Genomic DNA, 20,884 nt, shown 5'->3' with positions numbered 1-20,884 from the left:
GACGGAAGCTTATGCCGCTGAGGTTTGTGGCACCTTAGGCAAGCGCAACGAAATTACCGTCGTTATCGCTAGGAACGCGAACGAGACCCACAAACAGGCGGATAAGCCACCCATTTGGAATACCAAGCCAGATAGGATTGTGCCAATCAAGCGACCCATTGCATTCGCCATGTAGTAGAAACCCACATCAAGCGATACACCATCGCCTTTTGCGTAACTGACAATCAGGTATGAGTGAAGCGATGAATTGACCGCAAAGATGGCACCAAACACCATCAAGCCACCAATGATCACCAGTTCTGGTTGCCATGCTATCTGCACCGCATAAGCGATACCCGCCGTTACCAGAGCCAATGCTCCCGCCCACAATAGGGCAGCATGTCCATCTGGTACCTTGCCTTGCGCTTTACCGGTAATCTTAGGCGCTATGCCTTGTACAAAGCCGTAAGCGATAGTCCAAGCCGCCAAGAAGCCACCTACCCATGAGTGGTCCCAGCCAAATACACTGCCTAGATAGATTGGTAGAGCAATCACGAACCACACGTCACGAGCGCCAAACAGGAACATGCGCGCCGCAGACAGGATGTTGATGGATTCAGACTTAGAGAAGATTTGTTTGAACTTAGGCTTGGTTTTCGCCTTACCCATGTCCGCCTCTAAGCTCACCACACTGCCGATGAAGACCAGTGTTAGCACAACCGCCATCGCAAGCACTGCGTATTGGAAGCCAATGGTTGAGAGCAGCAAACCACCAATAAAGAAGCCAGCCCCCTTAAGCGCATTCTTAGACCCAGTCAGAATCGCAATCCACTTATACAAAGCACCTTGCTGCTCATCCGGCACCAAGGTTTTGATTGAACTCTTGGCACTCATCTTATTAAGATCTTTGGCAATACCAGACAGTGCCTGCGCCGCCATTACCCAAGGAATCGTCAACATGGCCGATGGCAAGGCGAGCATCCCCAAGGCGAAGACTTGCATCCCGAGGCCAATGTTCATGGTCTTATTGAGGCCAAGACGCGCCCCCAGCCAACCACCGATTAGGTTCGTCACCACACCAAAGAATTCATAGAAGAGGAACAGTGAGGCGATCTCTAACGAGCTGTAACCAAGGTCGTAAAAATACAGGACCACCAGCATACGAAGTGCACCATCGGTAATGGTGAAGTTCCAGTAGTTGAAAGTCACCAACATGTATTGGCGAACGCTCTTACTTAGATTTGAAAACATAATGCTATCTCTGCAATCAAAACAAAAAGAGCTTTTAGATCATAGGTGTCCAAAAGCTCTAATTCCTTACTTTCCGATTAACTTATACTCAAAATAATTGGAGTTGCAGCTAGGCAACAAGCAAGTTCAGCCCTATGAGCATAGGTTTTCTATGTGGTCAGGGCGGCCGGCGCTCCGGTGAACTTACGCAGTTAACAACGCTGCAGGTTCAAGTATGAAGAGCTACGCAGAAGCTACGCCATTGATGTACTCAACCTGGATAGGTTTAGTGAAAGCACCTGGACGCAGTGCTTGAACTTCTTGAACGATCTTGTCGAGATCCCAACCTTTTTCTAACAGCAAGTGAGCTGCGAACAAACCTGTACGGCCTGAACCGCCCATGCAGTGCATAGCGACTTTCGCACCGCTATCAACGATTTTGTGCAACTCAGGGCTTGCTGCAGACCATTTCGCCGCAAAGTCAGCACCTGGAGCACAATCGTCTTCGATTTCGATTTGGAACCACTGCATGCCTAGCGCACGAGTTTTCTCGCCAAGTGCTGCCACGTCTTTGCTTGCAAGCTCTGCATCATCGAGCGCAGTCACGATAGCTTTAACGCCCTGCTCTTTCAGTTGTGCCAGAGATGCATCAAGATCAGCCTCTTTAGTACCTGGGCATGGAGTCAGAATCAGCGCACCTTGTTCAAGGTCTAGTTGCCATGTTGGATGTGTCATAGTGTTGTCTCCTAAGTGCTCAGGTTTATGCTAAGCCGACAGTACGTACTAACTCAGCCGTACGTGTCGCGTAACCCATTTCGTTATCGTACCAAGCGTAGATCTTAACCATGCGCTTACCTACCAACATAGTTGATAGTGCATCTACGATTGTTGAACGTTGGTCACCTTTGTAGTCGATAGACACAAGTGGGCGCTCTTCAAAGCCAAGGATGCCTTTTAGCTCGTTCTCAGATGCTTCTTTCAGCATCGCGTTAACTTCTTCCGCCGTCGTGTCTTGCTTCACTTCAAAGATGATGTCAGTCAGAGACGCGTTCGCTAGTGGTACACGAACCGCGTGGCCGTTGATGCGGTTTTCAAGCTCAGGGAAGATCTCAACAATCGCTTTAGCAGAACCCGTTGTCGTTGGGATTAAACTCATACCACAAGCACGTGCACGACGTAGGTCTTTGTGCGGCGCATCTAGGATAGTCTGAGTATTAGTTAGATCGTGAATCGTCGTGAATGACGCATTCTCAATACCAAGCTTCTCGTTGATTACTTTCACTACTGGAGCGATGCAGTTAGTAGTACAAGACGCTGCAGTCACGATCTTATGTACTGCTGGGTCGAAGATGTTGTCGTTAACACCAACCACGATGTTTGCGATGCCTTCTTCTTTAACAGGTGCAGAAACCACAACGCGCTTCACGCCCTGCTCTAGGTATTTATTTAGGAAAGAAGTCTTACGGTGAACACCTGTCGCTTCAATCACAACATCACAACCAGACCAATCGATCGCGTCGATGTCACGCTCTTTAGTGGTTTTGATGCGTTGACCATTGATGATCATCTCGTCGCCTTCAGTTGTTACTTCATGGTTCCAACGACCTTGAACTGAATCGAACTCTAGAAGGTGTGCAAGCGTTGCTGTATCGCCAGCTACATCGTTAATTTGTACAAACTCTAGCTCTTCCCAATCGAAAGCTGCGCGAAGTGCTAGACGGCCGATACGGCCAAAACCATTAATACCTACTTTAACTGTCATTTTAATATCTCTCAGTTAGTGGTGAATCTAAAAATATTCGATTAAACGCAACATTGAGGGCGTGAAGTCATCGCTTCTAGACGCTCAATGTCTTGTTGGTATTCAGTTTTCAAACAGTTCGATGCGATAAGGTCATCAATTAACTTTAGCATCCAACCCGGTAAATCATTAGCAAGGCGATAGAACACCCATTGCCCTTGGCGAACGTCAGTCAAAATGCCGTTTGAACGCAGCTGAGCAAGGTGGCGTGATACCTTGGGCTGACTTTCTTGCAATGCCTGAGTCAACTCACCAACTGAAAGGCACTCTTGGCGCACAATCAACATTAAGCAACGCACTCGCGTTTCATCAGACAGTAATTTAAAAAATTGGTGAGGAAGCATAATTACATACTCATATATGGATATGCGTATATGTTAGTTATAAAAAAACGCACGTCAAGGCGTGCGTTTTAAATGTCATAAAAGTTTAATAAAGCAACACTACAGCTTGTTGGTCACTGTGTGACTCCAGCGACGCGCTTCTGTAAGTTCAGTTTTCACCTGATCCACGCTAAGCCCTAAGTCAGCGCAGTGCTCATCAATCTGCTGCCAATCCGCATGCTCAAAGCTCTCCTCAAGAGCAAGCAAAGTACCGTAAGGGCCTTCCCTACGTAATAGAGCAACCTTAATACTTTTACACAAAGGCAACTGCTCAACTAAGTTCTCTAACGACAAATCCAACAGCGCATCTAACAAGGAGAATAAGCCAATCATAAAGGCCTGCTCTCTATACCCTTCAAATGCCTGATAGCGAGACATACGCTGACAAAACTGGGCACGTTGTAGAGACAATCCATACAGCTCTTTCGGCTTCTTATCAGAGACATAAGAGGCTACGGCTAACGAGACAAACATTTTCAGTTTCTCTTGCCCTAGATACACCAAAGCCTGACGAAAAGAAGAGATGGTCACCTCAAGGCGCGGCGACATAGTATTCACAAACCGCAACAGCTTGTATGAGAGCGCTACATCTTTCGCAACAATGCTTTCGACACGTTGAAAGTCCACATCGGGCTTACACACTTCTTGGAACAGCTCCATAGCAATCACTTGCTCAGGGCTAATGTATTTACTCTTGATGATTTCCGGCTTATTGAAGAAATAGCCTTGGAAAAACTTAAAACCAGCCTCTTTGGCTTGCTGGAATTCTTGCTCGGTCTCAACACGCTCCGCCAAAAAACTAAACTTCTTCCCTTGATGTGCCCTAACCAAATCACACGCTTCATCCAACCCCATCTGCATGATATCGAGCTTTACGATATGCGTGTATTTAAGGAAACGTTCCCATTCTGGGGTCGAAGTAAAATCATCTAGAGCGATCATGTAGCCCGCTTGGTAAAGGTCTTTAACCGCTTCCAACAATTCATCTGTCGGTTTGCAGGTTTCCAGAATCTCGACCACCACTTTATCTTTCGGCAAACTTAAGGGCAGTCGACGAATCAAACTTTGATAAGGGAAGTTGATAAAACAGCGTGAAGATGGAATTGAAGGGTTAAGACCAACAGACAAGAAGTTCTCAACAATCAGACGATACGTTGCTCGATTAGACTCAATATGCGCTGGGTACGCATTCTTTTCTCCATCGCGAAATAACAACTCATAGCCAAGTGTATTCCTCTTGCGATTTAAGATAGGTTGTCGAGCAACGTATGTAGCGGTCATTTCTTGATAACTCTGATTGGTTTAACTATAACTCAGTCGCTTAATCTAAGCTTTCGCGGCAGCTAGCAAAGCACCGCAACCCATGAACATACCACCAAATATTTTATTTATCTTACCCATTATGCGATCAGAGCGAATAAAACGTCCCATTTGTGACGCTAATGAGGTGTAACCCAACATAACCACGCTATCAATGAATACCGTCGTCACACCTAGCACTAATAACTGCGGTGCTTGAGGTTGTGTAGGGGCAATAAATTGAGGAAACAGAGCCACCAAAAACACGATGGATTTCGGGTTAGTTAGGTTGATAAGCACAGCGTTTCTCAGCAGTTTTCCACTCGACAGAGTAGAGCTCTCTTCAGATGCCACTAGGCTCGAGCTATCACGCCACTTTTGAATACCTAACCAAACCAAGTAAACCACACCGATCCATTTAATGATGGTGAACGCCAACGCAGACTTAGCAACGAGCGCGCCGATACCCGCGCCCACCAGCATAATGTGGAACGCAAGACCAAGCTGTAAACCAACGATTGATGCCAATGACTTTCGAGTGCCATAGCTTAACCCATTGCTGATTGAATTTACGGTACCCGAGCCCGGAGCCAAGCTAAACAAAATCGCCGTGACAACATAAGCAAGCCAAACATGAGTATCCATTTGCATTTCCTTACTAGTTCTTTAATCTAACAACATTAGTAGCAATAAAGCTCTCACACGCATCAGTTCAGGTAATTTCCCATGGAAAACCACAGCGAAGCCGCCTTCCCTTACACTCAAGAACCTCAGTTCGATCATGCGATTAAACACCCGATCAACGCTCTTTGGCAACAAAGAAAAGAGGGGTATTTAACATCGTCTGGTAAAAAGAAACTGTACTGGTGCAGCCTCACCTCAGAGAAGCACAGCAAAGCCATTGTGATTTCAAATGGCCGTATCGAATGCTGCCAAAAATACCAAGAAATCTTTTATGATTTTTATCAACAAGGCTATGACGTTTATTCATTTGACCATCAAGGTCAAGGCCAGTCGGAACGTATGGTAGCAGACTCTGACATTGGTCACATTCATGAGTTCGATGATTATGCATCTGATATGTCTGACATGATTGCCAGCTTTGACATCAGCAAGTATACCAAGCGATATCTGTTAGCCCACTCAATGGGTAGCACTATCGCGACACGCTATCTACAAACCCATCCAGACCACCCATTTGATAAGGTCACCTTGTGCGCCCCAATGTTTGGTATCAACACCGAGTGGTACTTAAAGCCTATCGCGATGATTGTTGGGCAAGTGCTTACCGCGTATCACGCCAAACCGGTTTACGCTCCGGGTCAGCAGGCCTATTACTCGAAACCTTTCGAGAATAACCTCCTGAGCCAAAGCAAGGTTCGTTATCAGTGGTTCCGTCGACTTTACGAAGAGAACCCTTCACTGCAAGTCGGTGGCGCTAGCACTCGCTGGGTATGGCAAGGGTTAATGGCAGCCAAGCAGTCAATCCAACAGACTCGTCAAATAAAGATCCCTCTATTACTGATTCAAGCTGGTGAAGAGAAGATTGTGAGTAACGATGCTCAGGTGAAATTCATCAATAAGCTGAAGAAAACCAACCCGGATTGCCACTTTAAAGTCATTGAAGGCTCAAGGCATGAAGTGTTGTTTGAGCAAGACAAATACCGTAATCAAACACTGGATGCCATTAATCAGTTCTTTGTTTAGTACTCACATCAACTGAATAAGAAGAAGCGAGCCATAAGATAGCGAATAAAGAGGAAGAGAAGTAAGTGAGCTTTGCCCTCTTTTCTTGCATGATTTTGGCATACAATTTCTGGGTCGAGATATTGTAGTTCAAACGATACTAGCGTTGGCTAGTGTTGATATTGGTTAAGCACTTTGCAATGAGGGTTAAATGACTATTCCTGCACTTAAAGATTCCGTGAAAATCGTTGCCTCTGATTTAGATGGTACGCTTCTGGCTCCCAACCATCAGTTGAGCGATTTTACCAAGCTAACGCTTAAGAAGTTACACGAGCAAGGTTATACCTTTATCTTCGCAACAGGTCGCCATCACGTCGATGTAGCTGGGATTCGTCAAATCGCAGGGATTCCGGCGTACATGATCACTTCAAACGGTGCGCGCGTGCACGACCAAAATGATCAGCTAATGTATAGCCAAAATGTACCTCAAGAACTCGTTCAACCGGTTATTGATATTGTTCGCCAAGATCCAAACATCTTCATTCATATGTACCAAAATGAAGATTGGTTGCTCGATCGTGAAGATGAAATGCTAGCTAAGTTCCACAGTGAGTCAGGCTTCAGCTACAAGCGCTTTGAAGCAGACAATGCGCCGAGCGACGGCATTGCCAAGGTCTTCTTCACTCACCCAGAGCAAGACCACGAACACCTAGTGACGTTCGAACAAAAGCTAAAAGAAGCATTTGGAGACAAGTTAAACGTTGCCTTCTCAACACCTTGGTGTCTGGAAGTGATGGCCGCTGAAGTATCTAAAGGTCATGCTTTAGACGCTGTCGCGAAATCTCTGAACCTAACGCTGGATAACTGTGTTGCCTTTGGTGATGGTATGAATGACGCTGAGATGCTGGCAATGGCAGGTAAAGGCTTAATCATGGGCACATCACACGAGAAAGTGATGCAAGCACTACCAGACAATGAAGTGATTGGTAGCAACGCTGATGATGCCGTTGCGCACTACTTAGAGAAACACCTACTCTAAACAACCCCATCATACAAAAAGGCAGCCAATGGCTGCCTTTTTTGAACCTTACGCTAAAAGCTTCCTCTAACGAGAACCGAGCACTTCTTTGCTTAAGATTGCCTGCCACTCTTGTTCCGTCACAGGCATGATCGATAAACGATTGCCGCGCTTCACCAAAGGCATTTCAGATAGTTCAGGCATAGCTTTAAGAGTCGCTAATGGGATCAAGCGTTCTGTCACTCGAACAAACTCGACATCAACCATTATCCAGCGCGGGTTATCGGGTGAAGATTTAGGGTCGTAGTAATCACTCTCGGGGTCGAATTGAAAATGGTCTGGGTAGGCTTCCCTGGTTACTTTTGCGATCCCCGCTACGCCCACTTTTTTACATGATGAGTGGTATATCATCACCAGGTCGCCAAGCTTGACCTCATCACGCATCATGTTTCGAGCTTGATAGTTACGAACTCCCTCCCAACAAGAGGTTTTTTGTACTCTCAGCGTCTGAATAGAAAAGGTGTCGGGTTCTGTTTTAAATAACCAATATGCCATAATAAATCCAATTAACGGTTGCTCCGAGGAAGATATAACATGAAGGTAATGAAAAACCCAGTGACATGGCTAGCCGCATTCGCGCTACAAGGCTGTGTAACCGCTCCAGAAACACCGCAACAACCTGAAGTTCCACCAGCAACCTTAGATGAACCTCTGAGTGTTCAACCACAAACCTTCATCATGCGCGGTCAAGTTGTGGTAGGCCATGAAAGCCGCACGTTTACCCCTTGTGGTAGCCAACAACAATACTGGTTAGATATGTCCCCTGAGCTAGCGCTAGAAGCACAAGGGTTAGCAGCCAGACCTTATCAAGCTCTGTATGGCGAACTGATTGGCCACCTTACCGTACCTAGCCAAACCGGCTACAACGCTGATTTCACAGCACGCTTCGTGGTTGATCAAGTCAATATCTTAACGGCAGAAAACCCTGAACGCTGCGACCAACCGCTACGCTCAACACGAGTCTTCGGTAATGAACCATTCTGGTCAGCCACCTTTGATAAAGACCAGCTGACTTACACCAAGATGGGCGAAGCACCTCAGGCTCTCAACATCGAATCAAGCCGCACCACGCCAAGCAGTCGTGATTACCAACTAGAAGGTAAAGCAACACAAGGCGAGCTCAATCTGAAGAAAGAGAACTGCAGCGACGGCATGAGCGACTCTATCTACGGCTGGGAAGCAAAACTCAACCTCAATGAAAGCAACTACACGGGCTGTGCTACGATTTCGAACCAAGATCCTACATTGGACTGGAGTGGTACCTATTTCGCTAGCTCAACACAGAACTCAGGGTTCTCTATTAACCTAGAGCTCCACGATGACCATAGCGCAGTAACAACCTACTCTTACAGCAACGGTGATCCTTCTATTGTTGAGCAAGGCTTCTGGCAGCAACTCAACCAAAGCCAAGTACAGGTCGTAATGACTCGCCACCAGCAACAATACCTGATATCCGAGCGTATCTTCACACTCGAAAACGGTAAGCTGACCGCAGAGAAAGAAAAGGTCGGCAATATCGTCTACCCGATTGCCAACGGCGGTCTAGTACTATTCGAAGCAAAGCATGTACAAGCACAAACCAACACGGTTGATCTAAAGGCGAAGCAAGTGAACTCCAGTGATCAATTTGATCCAAAAGTAGATCAAGCGATCCGCGAGTATTTTAAGATCAACAACAGCTCTCCTGATGATACGAAATACCGCTGGCTGACCTACGACCTCAACGGTGACGGTAAAGAAGAGTTGTTCGCTCAACTCGATTGGTGTGGCTCAGGTGGTTGTACACTGCTGATTTTCGAGAACCATCAAGACAAGTGGCGCTTCAATAGCCGAGTAACACTAGTAAAAGGCGATATACGTGTGGGGAAATCTAAAAATCACGGTTGGCACGATCTGATCTTCAATGTCAGCGGCGGTGGCGCAATAGCGGCCAAACACGCACTCTCATATACAGGTGTCAGCTACCCACTCAATCCGAGTGTTGCACCGGTAGCCGATGATGCTGATATCAGCGATGTGGTTTTGTTTGCTAACGATATCTCACCAGTACAAAGCGGAGTTAAGCTATAACCATGAGCGATCAGCAAGCTTGCATTGGGTGTGGTTTCACTCATCAATGTATTTGTCATCGAATACCGAATACTGAAAGCCAAACCCAGTTAGTGCTACTCACTCACGAGAATGAACTAACACGAGACACCAATACCGGAAAGCTACTGCAACAGTCACTCAAGCAGTGTCAGTCTTTTGTTTGGCAGCGCAAGACGCCTCCAGCTGAACTACTGACTTTGCTTGATGATGAAACTCATCAGCCTTTGCTGTTGTTTCCAAGTGATGAAAGCATTGAATGCCAGCAAGCGGTATCAGATACAGTGAGTGAACGAACGCCGTTATTCATCATCTTGGATGGTACGTGGCAAGAAGCGAAAAAGATGCTCAACAAAAGCCCTTGGTTACAGACGATTCCTCAAGTGCACCTCAATGTAACCAATGAATCGTCATACACATTACGCCGCAATCAAGACAGCGGACACCTGTGTACCTGTGAGGTTGGTATTGAGCTACTTAAGGCATTAGGTGAAGCTCAACCAGCAAAGCAGATAGAGGATTACTATCAGCACTATCTCAAAGTATTCCAAGCAGACAAAAGTGGACACGCTCTCAGATAGAGTAATGCGGAGTGCTTAAGCACCAAAATAAAAGGGTGAGCCACTAGCTCACCCTGTTCACATTTCGCTTTAATACATTGGACAAAACAGTGTTTCACGTGAAACATCAGACATTTGCTAGGGCGTGTTGATATTTTGAGCTGATTTTTGCAGCGAGTTGCTGGGTATTTATACAAGGCAGAGGCGTCGATGTGTAGCTAGCCTACATGAGAAGCCGATAACGTAGTAGAAATGACCAGCAAACGCTGCCCGAAGGGTTCGAGCTGGTGCTGAGGGAGATTTACTTAGAGTGACTAGGCTACTTCTCCCTCGCCGCGATTAAAACACTTTTATCTCGAACAAAATTCAACCACGAAAGGTCTACACGCCCTTAGAATCAGAACAGCCGTTTAGGCTCTCCGAAGTAATAACCTTGTAGGTAGTCGACACCCATGTCTTCTGCAATTCGGCAGATTTGCTCATTGTGAACAAATTCAGCGACCGTCTTCGCATTCAATATCTGACATAAGCTAACCAACTGCTGAGCTATTCTACGCTGCTTTTTATCTTGATCGATGTTTCGAATCAGGCTGCCATCTAGCTTAATAACCTGAGGCTCAAGTTTGAGTATCTCGTCGATGTTCGAATAACCTGATCCAAAGTCATCAACAATGATGTTCACACCCAGATCGCGGAAGTGATTACACACCTCGATTAAACGACCGTAGTCCTGAATTTGTTCCGTTTCTAGCACCTCTAAACCAATACGCTGAGGGTGGCTAATTTTCTTGATCGCCTGCTCAAGGTGAAGAATGGTTTTCTCGTTATTGAAATCCTGCGGCGCCAAGTTAATTGAGAACGAATCGGTTCGCTGGCTCATATAGTCAAAGGTACGCGTAATCATCTGACGACTTAATCGAGTATAGAGATGCGTCCCCTCGATAATCGGCAAGAATTTTCCAGGCGCAATCAACTGGCCCTCTTCTTCAATTCGAACCAAACACTCATAACTTTCGACCTGATGCTCATGTGCCGACACAATAGGTTGTGCACAGGCAACAATATTTTGGTTGAGCACCGCACGGCTCACACAAGACAACCAACCTAACTGCTCTTGACGGTGCTTCTCTAGTTGAATAAGTGTCTTAGCACTCACTAAATGTTTGTTCTGGCTGACGGCACTACGCCTCGCATCAATTGCCTTCAATAATAAGTCGTCAATCGAAGTGGTTGGAAAATCCCGACGACTCGTAATGCCCGCACAGATAGACACAGAAAGATAATCAATATCTGGCAAGCCTGTGGGTTCAAAGTTGACGTGCTCGGTTTGGTCTGAAAACTCCGAGAAACGCTGATGGATATGTTCTTGGCTAGCCCAGCTATCAAAGACCACCGCCCATTCACCAATACCGATGCTATAAAGCTGGCAACCCTTATCAAAGAACTGCCACAATGCTTTCTGAAAGTAGTCGCTTAAGTCATGGAGAAGTTTGTCACCGACTCGATACCCATACTTCTCATTGATTTGACCAAAGGTTGTCACCTTGAGTGCCAATAAATGACTGTCTATCGTCATCTTCGATAGCTTCTCACGCAAGACGCTTCGGTTTGGTAAGCCAGTACGACGATCGATTCGATAGCTTGCGGTTAATGCTGTCGCTTGCTGTTCAATCTTGCTCGCCATGCTGTTATTCATGTCATCGACATCAAGCAATGCATTACGAATAAGTGAAAATAGTGGAGATATATTGCTGAGAGGTTGATTCTCTAGCAGAGGAGCAGCCTTACCCTCGCCTTCCCTTAGCGCAAGATAGGTTAAACTGTGGTGCAAGATTCTTTGTTGCCCATGGTCTTGAAACAACTCCCCCATACAGTAAACACCATAAGTGTCAGTAAGCTTTTGGAAAACCTCAACCTCTTGGTTACCATCAATAAAATCGAGCCGTGAGATACAGTTATAAATAAAGAATTGCTCAGGGCGATGAGATGCGACCTGCTGCACACCTAAACGAACTTGCTCCAAGGTTAATGATGGATGGTCGTAACAAAACCTAACCTCATCACCAACCTCAAATGAACCGCTAAACTCGATTTCACCACTCTCTTTAATCTTGAGTGGCATGTGAATATTTTGCGCTTTTGGATCGCCAACCATCATCGGAAAGTTATGCAGTTGCTCAAACGGAACCTCGAGCCCATCGGCCAGGTAACGATTATAGAGTTCACGAATCGGCATGCCGTCTAATTCTGCTAAGCAGTTATCGTGAGCCGCCGTCACTCGAAAAGTACGACCAATCGGATTCCACTCAGTGTAATAGCCTTTCGTGATTGCCAGGTCATCACTATGCAGCGCTATCATCACGTAGGCATTCTCATAGCACATGCCATCGAGCATGACCCATCGACCGCTGTCTGTTGATGTTGAGGCACCACCGCAGATAGGAAATGAATATTCCGATTGCTCAAAAGCAGTAAACAAGGCTCGATTGTTTATCTGCAAACGATCGGCAAAGCAAATAATACTCTGTGTTTTCTCATTGCATTCCAGTTGCTGATACATAGCTTGGCTATCAAGCACTGGTTGTTCGCTGTATTGAACTACACCGCAAGAGTACGAAGTCTTCTCAAAGCGGGTAATGATCAGGTAAAGACCTTGATGGAGAATGACACCTTGACGGATGTAGTGATTAGCACTGCAACCTATCAATTGAGCCTTAGGGAAATTTGATTGGATGACTTGGCAAGCAGCCAAAACCGTACCTTTATCGAAAGACGAAAACACCTGAATCAGTAGAGGTTCATGACGATGAAAATCTAGCTTTTCCAATTCACGATGGGTTTGTTCTATGTCTTGTATCAGAAGAGAGGTCGACTGCATATTCACATTAATCGTTGCGTTAATGATCAGTTATTGTGCTTTCTATCGATAAGGCTTGCACGGAATACTTACGATCATCTTATGAATAATGTGACCTTAGTTAGACATCATTCACCCCACCACAAAGCAGTCACTAATGGTGGTAAGGCGGTTTATCAAGCTGCTGGTATAGCGACTCACTCGCTTTAATAACTAAAACAGGCGCTTAGGCTCACCGAAGTAATAACCTTGTAGATAATCGACCCCCATCTGTTCGGCTATCTCACAAACCTGTTGATTATGAACAAACTCAGCGACCGTTTTGGCATTAAACACTTGGCACAAGCGTACTAGCTGAGAAGCAATGTTTCTTTGCTTCTGGTCTTTGTCGATATTACGAATCAAACTGCCATCGAGCTTAATTATCTGCGGCTCAAGCTTAATGATCTCATCGATATTAGAGTAACCGGAACCAAAATCATCAACGATGATTCTTGCACCTAACGAACGGAAGTGGTCACAGACCTCAATCATACGGCCATAATCTCTGATCTGCTCAGATTCAAGCACCTCGAGCCCCAATCGAGTAGGATCGTTCATGCCACTAATGGCAGTCTCGAGCACCTCAAGTGTCTTATCACTTAAAAGGTCTTGCGGAGAAAGGTTGATAGAAAACGGGCTCTGTTTATCGGCCATATAACCGATAGTGTTCTTAATCATATGGCGACTAAGACGTGTATAAAGGTGTGTGTCGGCAATCATAGGTAAGAACTTACCTGGTGGCACAATCGTCCCGTCAGCTTCCATGATTCTCACCAAGCACTCTTGGCCAATCATTTCATGCGTACCCGCCTCCACAATAGGTTGCGAGTAGGTAATGATGTTCTGATCTAAGATCGCTCGGCTTACACAGCTCAACCAACCTAGCTGCTCTTTACGATCTTCTTCACTCACCTGAATATCTTTAGCGTTGGTAATATGGGTGTTGTTACGCACACCATAACGTCGAGCTTCAATCGCTTTTAGCAAGATTTCATCGCCACTATCATTCAAGAAGTCACAGCGGCTGGCAAAACCACCACACAAAGACACTGACAGGTAATCAATATCGGTTAAGCCATAAGGTTCGAAGTTAATGTGTTCGATATCATCCGCGAACTCGACAAAGCGCTCTTTTATCTTAGTGCTCTCAACACTCGCATTGAAGATAATCGCCCATTCACCAACACCAATACTGAACAGCTCAACCTTCACGCTTGGCTCTTTTACAACACGAAGCTGCAAGCGGTCGATAAAGTGATTGGAGAGATCAAGCAGTAGCTGGTCACCCACCTGATAACCGTACTTTTCGTTCACCTGATGAAAATTAGTGAGTTTCAGAGTTAGCAAGTGCTCACTAAATAGAATCGTGTTGAGGCGCTCTTTCAATACAATGCGGTTTGGTAGCCCCGTTCGCGAGTCGATACGGTAGCTCTCGGTTAAGCGGCGTGCCTGTTGATGAAGTTTCTTCTCCATCTGTGTATTCATGCTGTCGAGATCAGCCACTGCGTTTCGAACTAAGTTAAGCAGCGGTGAAACCGTTGAGTCGCATTTAAAGTCTTCACAGCGAAATTCGTTCACCTCATCAGACTCTCTCATCGCGATATAAGTCAGGCTGTGGTGGAGGATGTCTTGTCGCTGTTCAGTGCGGTAAAGCTCTCCCATGCAGTAGGCACCACATGCATTTACTATCCCTTCAAATGGCTTGAGCTCTAACTTACTGTCAATGAACTCCAATCGAGATACGCAGTTATAGATGATCACAGACTCAGGCTGATGCATGGCAAGCATCTCTGCACCATGACGCACCTTTTCGGCAGTCAGTGATGGGTGGTTATAACAGAACTGAGCCTCTTCACCGATCTGCCAAGGGCTATCAAACTCGATACTGCCATCATCATTAATACGAAGCGGTGTTGATATCCCTTTCTTCCTGCCAAGTTCGCGATAAAGCGGGAAACTCATCAGTTGGCTGAAAGGAAGATCTTTACCATCGGCAAGGTAATGTTTGAATACCTCAATCGCCGGCTTGTCATTTAATGCATAGAGACGGTTCCCTATCGCATGAGTCACTCGTAGTTTCATCCCGATAGGGTTCCACTCGGAGTAAGCGTCTGACCACACCTTTAAATTAGGGTTCGTCAAGGCAACTGCTACGCAGGCATGTTGGTAAGTTTGCTCGTTGTGCATAACCCAGCGACCAAACTCATTTTCATGGCACAAGCCACCAGCCACTGGTAATGCGTAGGAATGATTTTCGAAAGCACCATAAATTGGGTAATCACGTCCTTCAACCTGATCACACAGGCTGATGACGGTTTTGGTGTCTTCCGATAGCTCAAGTTGAGATACGAGATCTTGGCTATCTTGGTTAGGATTGCCTGTAAAAGGCTGTACCGCGGAGGTTAAGCGAGTTTCATTGAATTCACTAACAATGACTAAGGTGCAAGTACTCTCAAGGCAGTTATCACAAATCACATGACGAGCACTTTGGCCAATCAACGTCGCATGGCTCAAACGATTGAGCGCCACATTAGCAAGTTGGCGAGCCACATCAGGTGATTGCGTAGAGAAAAGTTGAACTAGGTATTGTTTGCTATCACACCATTCGCGCTGAGCAAGTTGAGATTCTAATTGCTCCTCTGTGTTTGCGAGAAATGTATATGTTTGCATGCCAACCCTTGTTCGAAATCTAATGGAATAGAGAACCCGCAACCACCGCTATGATTGAAATGAATCGTAATAAGTAATCGCTAATTATCCTAGCCTAAACAGGCCTTTAAACTCGACTAATGTAACAATTCACTATCATAAATGCGACACAATAAGCCTGCAGTGGCCATTAAATTAGTCGCATAAGATCGCTGAGCTGTTCTATTTCAACATCAGGAAGCACACTCGCCTTCGAAGATAGGTATAAATTGGAACCAGTGTCATTAAACCAGCATGCTTGGAAGCCATTTTTCTTGGCTCCATAGACATCCGTCCTCAAATGATCACCCACATGAAGGATATTGCTAGCATCAAAGCCTAAGTGCTGTTGTGCTTTCTCAAACATGTCTGGGTAAGGTTTAGCTCTGCCGTCTGGCCCTGCTTTAAGAATGAGTTGGAAATATTGCCCAAGGCCAATTTTGTGGGGATCAACATTGCCATTGGTTATCGCAACCAAAGGAATACGCTCGGCAAGTTCCTCCATCACACGATGGGTTTCTTGAGGAACGTCGACTTGGTTGCGTAGCCATAAGGCATGTTCGATACCATCACGAGCAGCCTGTTCCGCTTGCTGCAGAGAGTAACCCAACTGCAGTAAACCCGTCTTTATCTGCGTTTCACGCCACAAGGTGACATCATGTTTTAGAGCTGGGTTTTCCAATGCGACTCGTTGTTTTACAGCTTGCCACTCATCCAGCGACAAAGAAGCAGACACAGGGTGCTCTTGAAAAAGCCACTGCGCCATCTCTTTCTCAACCTTCATGATCACAGGCCAGTTGTCATATAGAGTGTCATCCAAATCAAAGGACATGGCTTTGACAGGCTGTAACCCTCGGTAAATTCGCATAGTAAAACCTTTAGTCTTTATTTTTCTTACGGGCTCTTGGGTGAGCCTGATCGTATGCTTGTGCTAGATGCTGGAAATCTAAGTGAGTGTACACTTGGGTGGTCGAGATGTTTTCATGACCCAATAATTCTTGGACCGCACGAAGGTTCTGGCTCGACTCGAGCACATGCGTTGCAAAGGAGTGACGCAGCTTATGCGGGCTAATATGGCTCGCCACAGATTGCTTCTTGCCCCATTCTTCCATGCGCTTTTGAACACTGCGGTGAGAGATACGCGTGCCCAACTTAGAGACGAACAAGGCATCCTCTCCCGGAGAAGCCAATTCACCACGGACTCTCAGCCACTTATCAACCCACTCTTTGGCTAAACCAGAAAATGGCGCCTTACGTTCTTTGTCACCTTTACCAATGACTCGGATTTCTCCTTGGCGGCTGAGCACGTCTTTCAGATTGATACCGACCAGCTCAGCAAGACGCAAGCCAGCACCGTACATCACCTCCATCATCGCTCGGTCGCGAATCGAGAGTGGATCGTCTTCATTCACATCAAGCAACTGACCGACTTCATCTACATCGAGGTTTTTTGGTAACGGACGCTGCTTACGAGGCGCAGAAACCCCTTTTGCAGGGTTCGCAGTTATTTCGCCACGTAATACAAGAAAATCAAAGAAGCTACGCAGTGACGATAAGCGAGTTGCAATGCTGCTTGCCTTCATCCCGTCACGCATGCCTTTACTGGCCAGTTGTCTTACCCAAGCAGCATCAACTTGACGCCAATCCTTTAGCCCAAGTGTGACTAAGTGTTCGGCCATGGTTTCAAGTTGTTGTTTGTAGTTTCGTTGGGTGTGTAGGCTGAGTCCCTTCTCGCTTCTGAGATATTCATAGAAGCGAGAAAGAGGCTTTTGAAGGCTATTAGGAAGAGGTATTTTGGGCTCTAGGCTCATTATTTGTCTGCCAAGGTAAGGTGTCCGCCAAATGAGACACGACAAGTGCTAAGTGGCGTAAAAAGAGCGTGTCCATATGAGGTTGGAAATGTCCGCCATCTTCACTAGAAAAGGCGAGCAAGCCCAATGGAGACTGCTTAGCAAGTGGTAGTACTACATAAGAGCCTAGCTCTGGAACCGGAAAATCACCAAACAAATCTTGTCTGTCGGCTTTTCTCAAACGCCCGAGGTAGGCATCTTTGCCATTAAAGTGGTTAAGTGAAAACTTCGAGTAGCCCTCTTCACTGAGTTGATAGAAACCCGTTTGCGAAAGGATTCGCAAATGAGCCTTCAGCCCAAGGTCGAGTGCCTTTTGCTCAACCGCTTTAATTACCTGCATGAAGTCACTGCATTTCAGCACTTGCGCTTGCAGATCCATAAACTCGTAGAAGGTTTTATCGTTATTCGCCGCCAGAGACATTAAGCCAGTGATCTCTTCTTCTAGCTCTTCGATTCTCTGGCGTTGACGTTTAAGCTGAATCTCAACCAGAGAAACGGCACCCTGCTCAACGTTATTAATAGCAAGGCGATCCACCAAATCTTTTCGGTCTTGGAAAAAATCTGGGTTATCACGTAAATATTCCGCGACCACTTCTGCGGTGAGTGCGTCGGCTTCAACGTTAGACAAAACCTATCCTTTATTTTTTATGTATCTATCTGTTATGTATCGTTATCAGCAAGAAAGCTGGCCATCAAACACATGCGTCGCTGGGCCCGTCATATACAGAGGTTTCCCCGGACCTTGCCAGCTAATATGTAAGTCTCCGCCTGGTAGGCTAACCTTCACATTCTCAGCCAGTAAGCCTTGAGTAATACCAACCGCAACAGCACCACAGGCACCGCTACCACAAGCCTGAGTTTCACCTGCACCACGTTCATAAACACGTAAACGTACTTCTTCACGGTTAACCACCTGCATAAAGCCAGCATTAACACGTTCAGGGAAACGCTCATGTGATTCAAGCAGTGGACCTAAGGTATCCACATCTGCCGTATCGACATCATCAACCACGGTCACCACATGTGGGTTACCCATACTGACCGCACCACAGAATAAAGTGTGTGCATCGGTTCTGAGGATGTAGGTCTTTTCAGGTTGCTTCGCTTTAAATGGGATCTTGCTTGGTTCGAACTCAGGAATGCCCATGTTCACGGTGATCAGGTCATTCTCTTCTATCTTGAGAACCATTTTGCCTTTCTTGGTACTGACGTTAATGCTGTACTTATTCGTTAGGCCTTTCATGCGAACGAATCGTGCAAAACAACGAGCACCATTACCACACTGCTCCACTTCACTGCCATCCGCATTAAATATGCGGTAATGGAAATCAGTTTCTGGATCATAGGGAGCCTCAACCACAAGTAGTTGGTCAAAGCCCACGCCAGTGTGACGATCCGCCAAACGACGGATCAAATCTGGAGAAAAGAAAATATTTTGAGTAATGCAGTCCACGACCATGAAATCATTGCCCAAACCATGCATTTTAGAAAAGTGGAAGTGCATAACGCTTTAAATTACTCCGGAAGAATGTTTTCAAGTTCCCACAAGCTCGTAAGCTCTTCGCGCTGACGAACTAGATGAGTTTTGTTGCCATCAACCATCACTTCAGCCGCACGCGAACGAGTGTTGTAGTTAGAGGACATTACGAAGCCATAAGCACCGGCAGAACGAACCGCAAGCAAATCGCCTTCTTCAAGCACCAAATCGCGGTCTTTACCTAGGAAATCACCTGTTTCACAGATAGGACCAACCAAATCGTACGTTACTGCTTCGCCTTGACGAGGGTTCACTGGGACAATATCTTGCCACGCTTGGTAAAGCGCTGGACGCATCAAGTCGTTCATTGCCGCATCGATAATGGCAAAGTTCTTGTGCTCTGTTGGCTTTAGGAACTCAACTTTCGTCAATAATACACCAGCGTTAGCTGCAATCGCTCTTCCAGGCTCGAAAATCAGCTCTAGATCAGAATGATTATCTAGGCGAGCCAATAGCGCTTTCGCGTAATCTGAAGGCTGTGGTGGCAGTTCATCACGATAAACCACGCCCAAACCACCGCCGACATCAAGGTGCTTAATGTTAATACCATCAGCACGCAGTTGGTCAATCAGGGCAAGCAAACGGTCAGTCGCATCAATGAAAGGTTCAATATCTGTTAGCTGAGAGCCGATGTGGCAATCAATACCGTGGATAGACAGGTTTTCTAATGTTTGTGCAAAAGCGTAAACCGCAGGAGCACGGTCGAAGGCGATACCAAATTTGTTATCACGCAGACCAGTCGAGATATAAGGGTGAGTGTTTGCATCAACGTCTGGGTTGATACGCAGTGAAATCGGTGCCTTAACACCAAGCTCACCAGCCACTTTGTTCAGTCGCTCTAGCTCTGGCTCAGACTCTACGTTGAAACACTTAATGTTCAACTCAAGCGCACGTTTCATTTCAGCAGCTGTTTTGCCGACACCGGAGAACACAACTTTCGCTGGATCGCCACCTGCAGCGACTACACGCTCTAGCTCACCGCCAGAAACGATATCAAAGCCAGAACCTAATCGTGCCAGAGTGTTCAATACGCCAAGGTTCGAGTTCGCTTTAACGGCATAACACACCAAGTGTGGATGCTCGCCAACCGATGAATCGAATGCATTCCAGTGGCGTTCTAATGTAGCGCGAGAATATACATACAGCGGCGTACCATATTGCTCTGCGAGTTGTGAAAGTGCGACGTCCTCAGCCCAAAGCTGGCCATCTTCCTGATAGTTGAAGTAATCCAAAGTTCTTATCCCTTATAAATAACGATTTCTGCGTGTTTCACTTATTGTGATTGTTCAGTTTGCTGAACTTCATCAGGATCGTATAACGGACCCGTTTGACCACAACCAGAAAGTCCAATAACGGACAGCATAAACAGAGCGGTAATTAATTTTTTCATTTTGCATATCGTGATTATTAACTCAATGCCCCCTATAATCGCACCACACTCAGGAAAAGCAATAGGATAGAAAGGATGAACGAGACTGAATTTCATCAACTAGTCGATATACAGATGCAAAACATCGAAGAAGCTATCGACGATTCAGAGGCAGATATTGATTACGAAGTGACTGGTAACGTGATGACGCTGGAGTTTGAGAACCGCAGCCAAATCATTATTAACCGCCAAGAACCAATGAAAGAAATCTGGTTGGCGTCTAAATCTGGTGGCTTCCACTTTAAATTAATCGACGACAAGTGGACATGCTCTAAGACAGGCATGGAGCTGTTTGAGATGGTTAAAGAAGAATGCGTGAAGCACGCAGGTGAAGAGATCGATTGGGTCTAATCATTTGTAAGCAAAACTAAAAAGGA

General features: G+C 46.0%; 20 protein-coding genes. 5 read left to right on the top strand and 15 right to left on the bottom strand.

Going from position 1 to position 20,884, the window contains the following annotated elements:
• Positions 1 to 9: 9 nt before the first annotated feature.
• The 6 genes from arsJ to rhtB form a co-directional block, all read right to left on the bottom strand.
• Positions 10 to 1,230, bottom strand: coding sequence for an organoarsenical effux MFS transporter ArsJ (gene arsJ / locus L0991_13980; GenBank protein ID XGB62454.1), 1,221 nt, complete (start codon positions 1,228 to 1,230; stop codon positions 10 to 12).
• Between the two features lie 222 nt (positions 1,231 to 1,452).
• Positions 1,453 to 1,944, bottom strand: coding sequence for a cyclin-dependent kinase inhibitor 3 family protein (locus L0991_13975; protein XGB62453.1), 492 nt, complete (start codon positions 1,942 to 1,944; stop codon positions 1,453 to 1,455).
• Positions 1,945 to 1,969: 25 nt separating this feature from the next.
• Positions 1,970 to 2,971, bottom strand: coding sequence for an ArsJ-associated glyceraldehyde-3-phosphate dehydrogenase (locus L0991_13970; GenBank protein XGB62452.1), 1,002 nt, complete (start codon positions 2,969 to 2,971; stop codon positions 1,970 to 1,972).
• Between the two features lie 41 nt (positions 2,972 to 3,012).
• Positions 3,013 to 3,354, bottom strand: a complete 342-nt coding sequence (locus L0991_13965) for a metalloregulator ArsR/SmtB family transcription factor (GenBank protein XGB62451.1) — start codon at positions 3,352 to 3,354, stop codon at positions 3,013 to 3,015.
• Positions 3,355 to 3,453: 99 nt separating this feature from the next.
• Entirely contained in the window at positions 3,454 to 4,674 is a 1,221-nt protein-coding gene (locus tag L0991_13960) for an EAL domain-containing protein (protein ID XGB62450.1), read from the bottom strand.
• A 45-nt stretch (positions 4,675 to 4,719) separates the two neighbouring features.
• A complete protein-coding gene (gene rhtB, locus L0991_13955; protein XGB62449.1) occupies positions 4,720 to 5,337 on the bottom strand; it encodes a homoserine/homoserine lactone efflux protein in 618 nt (205 codons plus the stop codon).
• A gap of 81 nt (positions 5,338 to 5,418) precedes the next feature.
• Between rhtB and L0991_13950 the strand changes: the two genes are divergently transcribed.
• Both L0991_13950 and L0991_13945 read left to right on the top strand, forming a co-directional pair.
• On the top strand, positions 5,419 to 6,399 hold the full coding sequence (locus L0991_13950) for an alpha/beta fold hydrolase (GenBank protein XGB62448.1): 981 nt from the start codon (positions 5,419 to 5,421) through the stop codon (positions 6,397 to 6,399).
• Positions 6,400 to 6,589: 190 nt separating this feature from the next.
• Positions 6,590 to 7,417 (top strand): Cof-type HAD-IIB family hydrolase, encoded by an 828-nt coding sequence (locus L0991_13945; GenBank protein XGB62447.1) that lies wholly within the window; start codon positions 6,590 to 6,592, stop codon positions 7,415 to 7,417.
• Positions 7,418 to 7,483: 66 nt separating this feature from the next.
• Here the strand turns inward: L0991_13945 and L0991_13940 are convergent, their stop codons facing one another.
• Positions 7,484 to 7,951 carry an EVE domain-containing protein gene (locus L0991_13940; GenBank protein ID XGB62446.1) on the bottom strand — a complete coding sequence of 156 codons (468 nt, stop codon included), beginning with the start codon at positions 7,949 to 7,951 and terminating at the stop codon, positions 7,484 to 7,486.
• 39 nt (positions 7,952 to 7,990) lie between these two features.
• On the opposite strand from L0991_13940, the gene L0991_13935 reads away from it, so the two are divergent.
• Positions 7,991 to 9,526 (top strand): hypothetical protein, encoded by a 1,536-nt coding sequence (locus L0991_13935; protein XGB62445.1) that lies wholly within the window; start codon positions 7,991 to 7,993, stop codon positions 9,524 to 9,526.
• 2 nt (positions 9,527 to 9,528) lie between these two features.
• Positions 9,529 to 10,125 (top strand): DTW domain-containing protein, encoded by a 597-nt coding sequence (locus tag L0991_13930; GenBank protein ID XGB62444.1) that lies wholly within the window; start codon positions 9,529 to 9,531, stop codon positions 10,123 to 10,125.
• Positions 10,126 to 10,501: 376 nt separating this feature from the next.
• Here the strand turns inward: L0991_13930 and L0991_13925 are convergent, their stop codons facing one another.
• The 8 genes from L0991_13925 to L0991_13890 all read right to left on the bottom strand — a co-directional run bounded on the left by L0991_13925 (position 10,502) and on the right by L0991_13890 (position 20,564).
• Entirely contained in the window at positions 10,502 to 12,982 is a 2,481-nt protein-coding gene (locus L0991_13925) for an EAL domain-containing protein (GenBank protein XGB62443.1), read from the bottom strand.
• 192 nt (positions 12,983 to 13,174) lie between these two features.
• Positions 13,175 to 15,673 (bottom strand): EAL domain-containing protein, encoded by a 2,499-nt coding sequence (locus L0991_13920; GenBank protein ID XGB62442.1) that lies wholly within the window; start codon positions 15,671 to 15,673, stop codon positions 13,175 to 13,177.
• A 169-nt stretch (positions 15,674 to 15,842) separates the two neighbouring features.
• Positions 15,843 to 16,559, bottom strand: a complete 717-nt coding sequence (gene yigB / locus L0991_13915; protein XGB62441.1) for a 5-amino-6-(5-phospho-D-ribitylamino)uracil phosphatase YigB — start codon at positions 16,557 to 16,559, stop codon at positions 15,843 to 15,845.
• 10 nt (positions 16,560 to 16,569) lie between these two features.
• Positions 16,570 to 17,502: a tyrosine recombinase XerC gene (gene xerC, locus L0991_13910; GenBank protein ID XGB62440.1), complete on the bottom strand. Its 933-nt coding sequence runs from the start codon at positions 17,500 to 17,502 to the stop codon at positions 16,570 to 16,572.
• Positions 17,471 to 18,169, bottom strand: a complete 699-nt coding sequence (locus tag L0991_13905; GenBank protein XGB62439.1) for a DUF484 family protein — start codon at positions 18,167 to 18,169, stop codon at positions 17,471 to 17,473. Before L0991_13905 ends, xerC begins: the two co-directional genes overlap by 32 nt.
• 45 nt (positions 18,170 to 18,214) lie before the next feature.
• Complete coding sequence (gene dapF / locus L0991_13900; protein ID XGB62438.1) at positions 18,215 to 19,045, bottom strand: diaminopimelate epimerase; 831 nt, start codon at positions 19,043 to 19,045, stop codon at positions 18,215 to 18,217.
• 11 nt (positions 19,046 to 19,056) lie between these two features.
• Positions 19,057 to 20,310, bottom strand: coding sequence for a diaminopimelate decarboxylase (gene lysA / locus L0991_13895; GenBank protein XGB62437.1), 1,254 nt, complete (start codon positions 20,308 to 20,310; stop codon positions 19,057 to 19,059).
• A 41-nt stretch (positions 20,311 to 20,351) separates the two neighbouring features.
• Entirely contained in the window at positions 20,352 to 20,564 is a 213-nt protein-coding gene (locus tag L0991_13890) for a lipoprotein (protein ID XGB62436.1), read from the bottom strand.
• Between L0991_13890 and cyaY the strand changes: the two genes are divergently transcribed.
• Positions 20,544 to 20,858: an iron donor protein CyaY gene (cyaY, locus tag L0991_13885; protein ID XGB62435.1), complete on the top strand. Its 315-nt coding sequence runs from the start codon at positions 20,544 to 20,546 to the stop codon at positions 20,856 to 20,858. The two genes, L0991_13890 and cyaY, sit on opposite strands and share 21 nt — an antisense overlap.
• The last annotated feature ends 26 nt before the right edge of the window (positions 20,859 to 20,884 follow it).

The sequence above is a fragment of the Vibrio chagasii genome (genome assembly GCA_041879415.1).
Taxonomy (GTDB): Bacteria; Pseudomonadota; Gammaproteobacteria; order Enterobacterales; family Vibrionaceae; genus Vibrio.
Note: the sequence above shows the minus strand (reverse complement) of the source record. Positions and strands in the feature narration are given on the sequence as shown.

Coding starts and splice junctions, on each gene's coding strand:
- arsJ (XGB62454.1), bottom strand. CDS start 1,230: ATGTTTTCAAATCTAAGTAAGAGCGTTCGCCAATACATGTTGGTGACT.
- L0991_13975 (XGB62453.1), bottom strand. CDS start 1,944: ATGACACATCCAACATGGCAACTAGACCTTGAACAAGGTGCGCTGATT.
- L0991_13970 (XGB62452.1), bottom strand. CDS start 2,971: ATGACAGTTAAAGTAGGTATTAATGGTTTTGGCCGTATCGGCCGTCTA.
- L0991_13965 (XGB62451.1), bottom strand. CDS start 3,354: ATGCTTCCTCACCAATTTTTTAAATTACTGTCTGATGAAACGCGAGTG.
- L0991_13960 (XGB62450.1), bottom strand. CDS start 4,674: ATGACCGCTACATACGTTGCTCGACAACCTATCTTAAATCGCAAGAGG.
- rhtB (XGB62449.1), bottom strand. CDS start 5,337: ATGGATACTCATGTTTGGCTTGCTTATGTTGTCACGGCGATTTTGTTT.
- L0991_13950 (XGB62448.1), top strand. CDS start 5,419: ATGGAAAACCACAGCGAAGCCGCCTTCCCTTACACTCAAGAACCTCAG.
- L0991_13945 (XGB62447.1), top strand. CDS start 6,590: ATGACTATTCCTGCACTTAAAGATTCCGTGAAAATCGTTGCCTCTGAT.
- L0991_13940 (XGB62446.1), bottom strand. CDS start 7,951: ATGGCATATTGGTTATTTAAAACAGAACCCGACACCTTTTCTATTCAG.
- L0991_13935 (XGB62445.1), top strand. CDS start 7,991: ATGAAGGTAATGAAAAACCCAGTGACATGGCTAGCCGCATTCGCGCTA.
- L0991_13930 (XGB62444.1), top strand. CDS start 9,529: ATGAGCGATCAGCAAGCTTGCATTGGGTGTGGTTTCACTCATCAATGT.
- L0991_13925 (XGB62443.1), bottom strand. CDS start 12,982: ATGCAGTCGACCTCTCTTCTGATACAAGACATAGAACAAACCCATCGT.
- L0991_13920 (XGB62442.1), bottom strand. CDS start 15,673: ATGCAAACATATACATTTCTCGCAAACACAGAGGAGCAATTAGAATCT.
- yigB (XGB62441.1), bottom strand. CDS start 16,559: ATGCGAATTTACCGAGGGTTACAGCCTGTCAAAGCCATGTCCTTTGAT.
- xerC (XGB62440.1), bottom strand. CDS start 17,502: ATGAGCCTAGAGCCCAAAATACCTCTTCCTAATAGCCTTCAAAAGCCT.
- dapF (XGB62438.1), bottom strand. CDS start 19,045: ATGCACTTCCACTTTTCTAAAATGCATGGTTTGGGCAATGATTTCATG.
- cyaY (XGB62435.1), top strand. CDS start 20,544: ATGAACGAGACTGAATTTCATCAACTAGTCGATATACAGATGCAAAAC.
- L0991_13890 (XGB62436.1), bottom strand. CDS start 20,564: ATGAAATTCAGTCTCGTTCATCCTTTCTATCCTATTGCTTTTCCTGAG.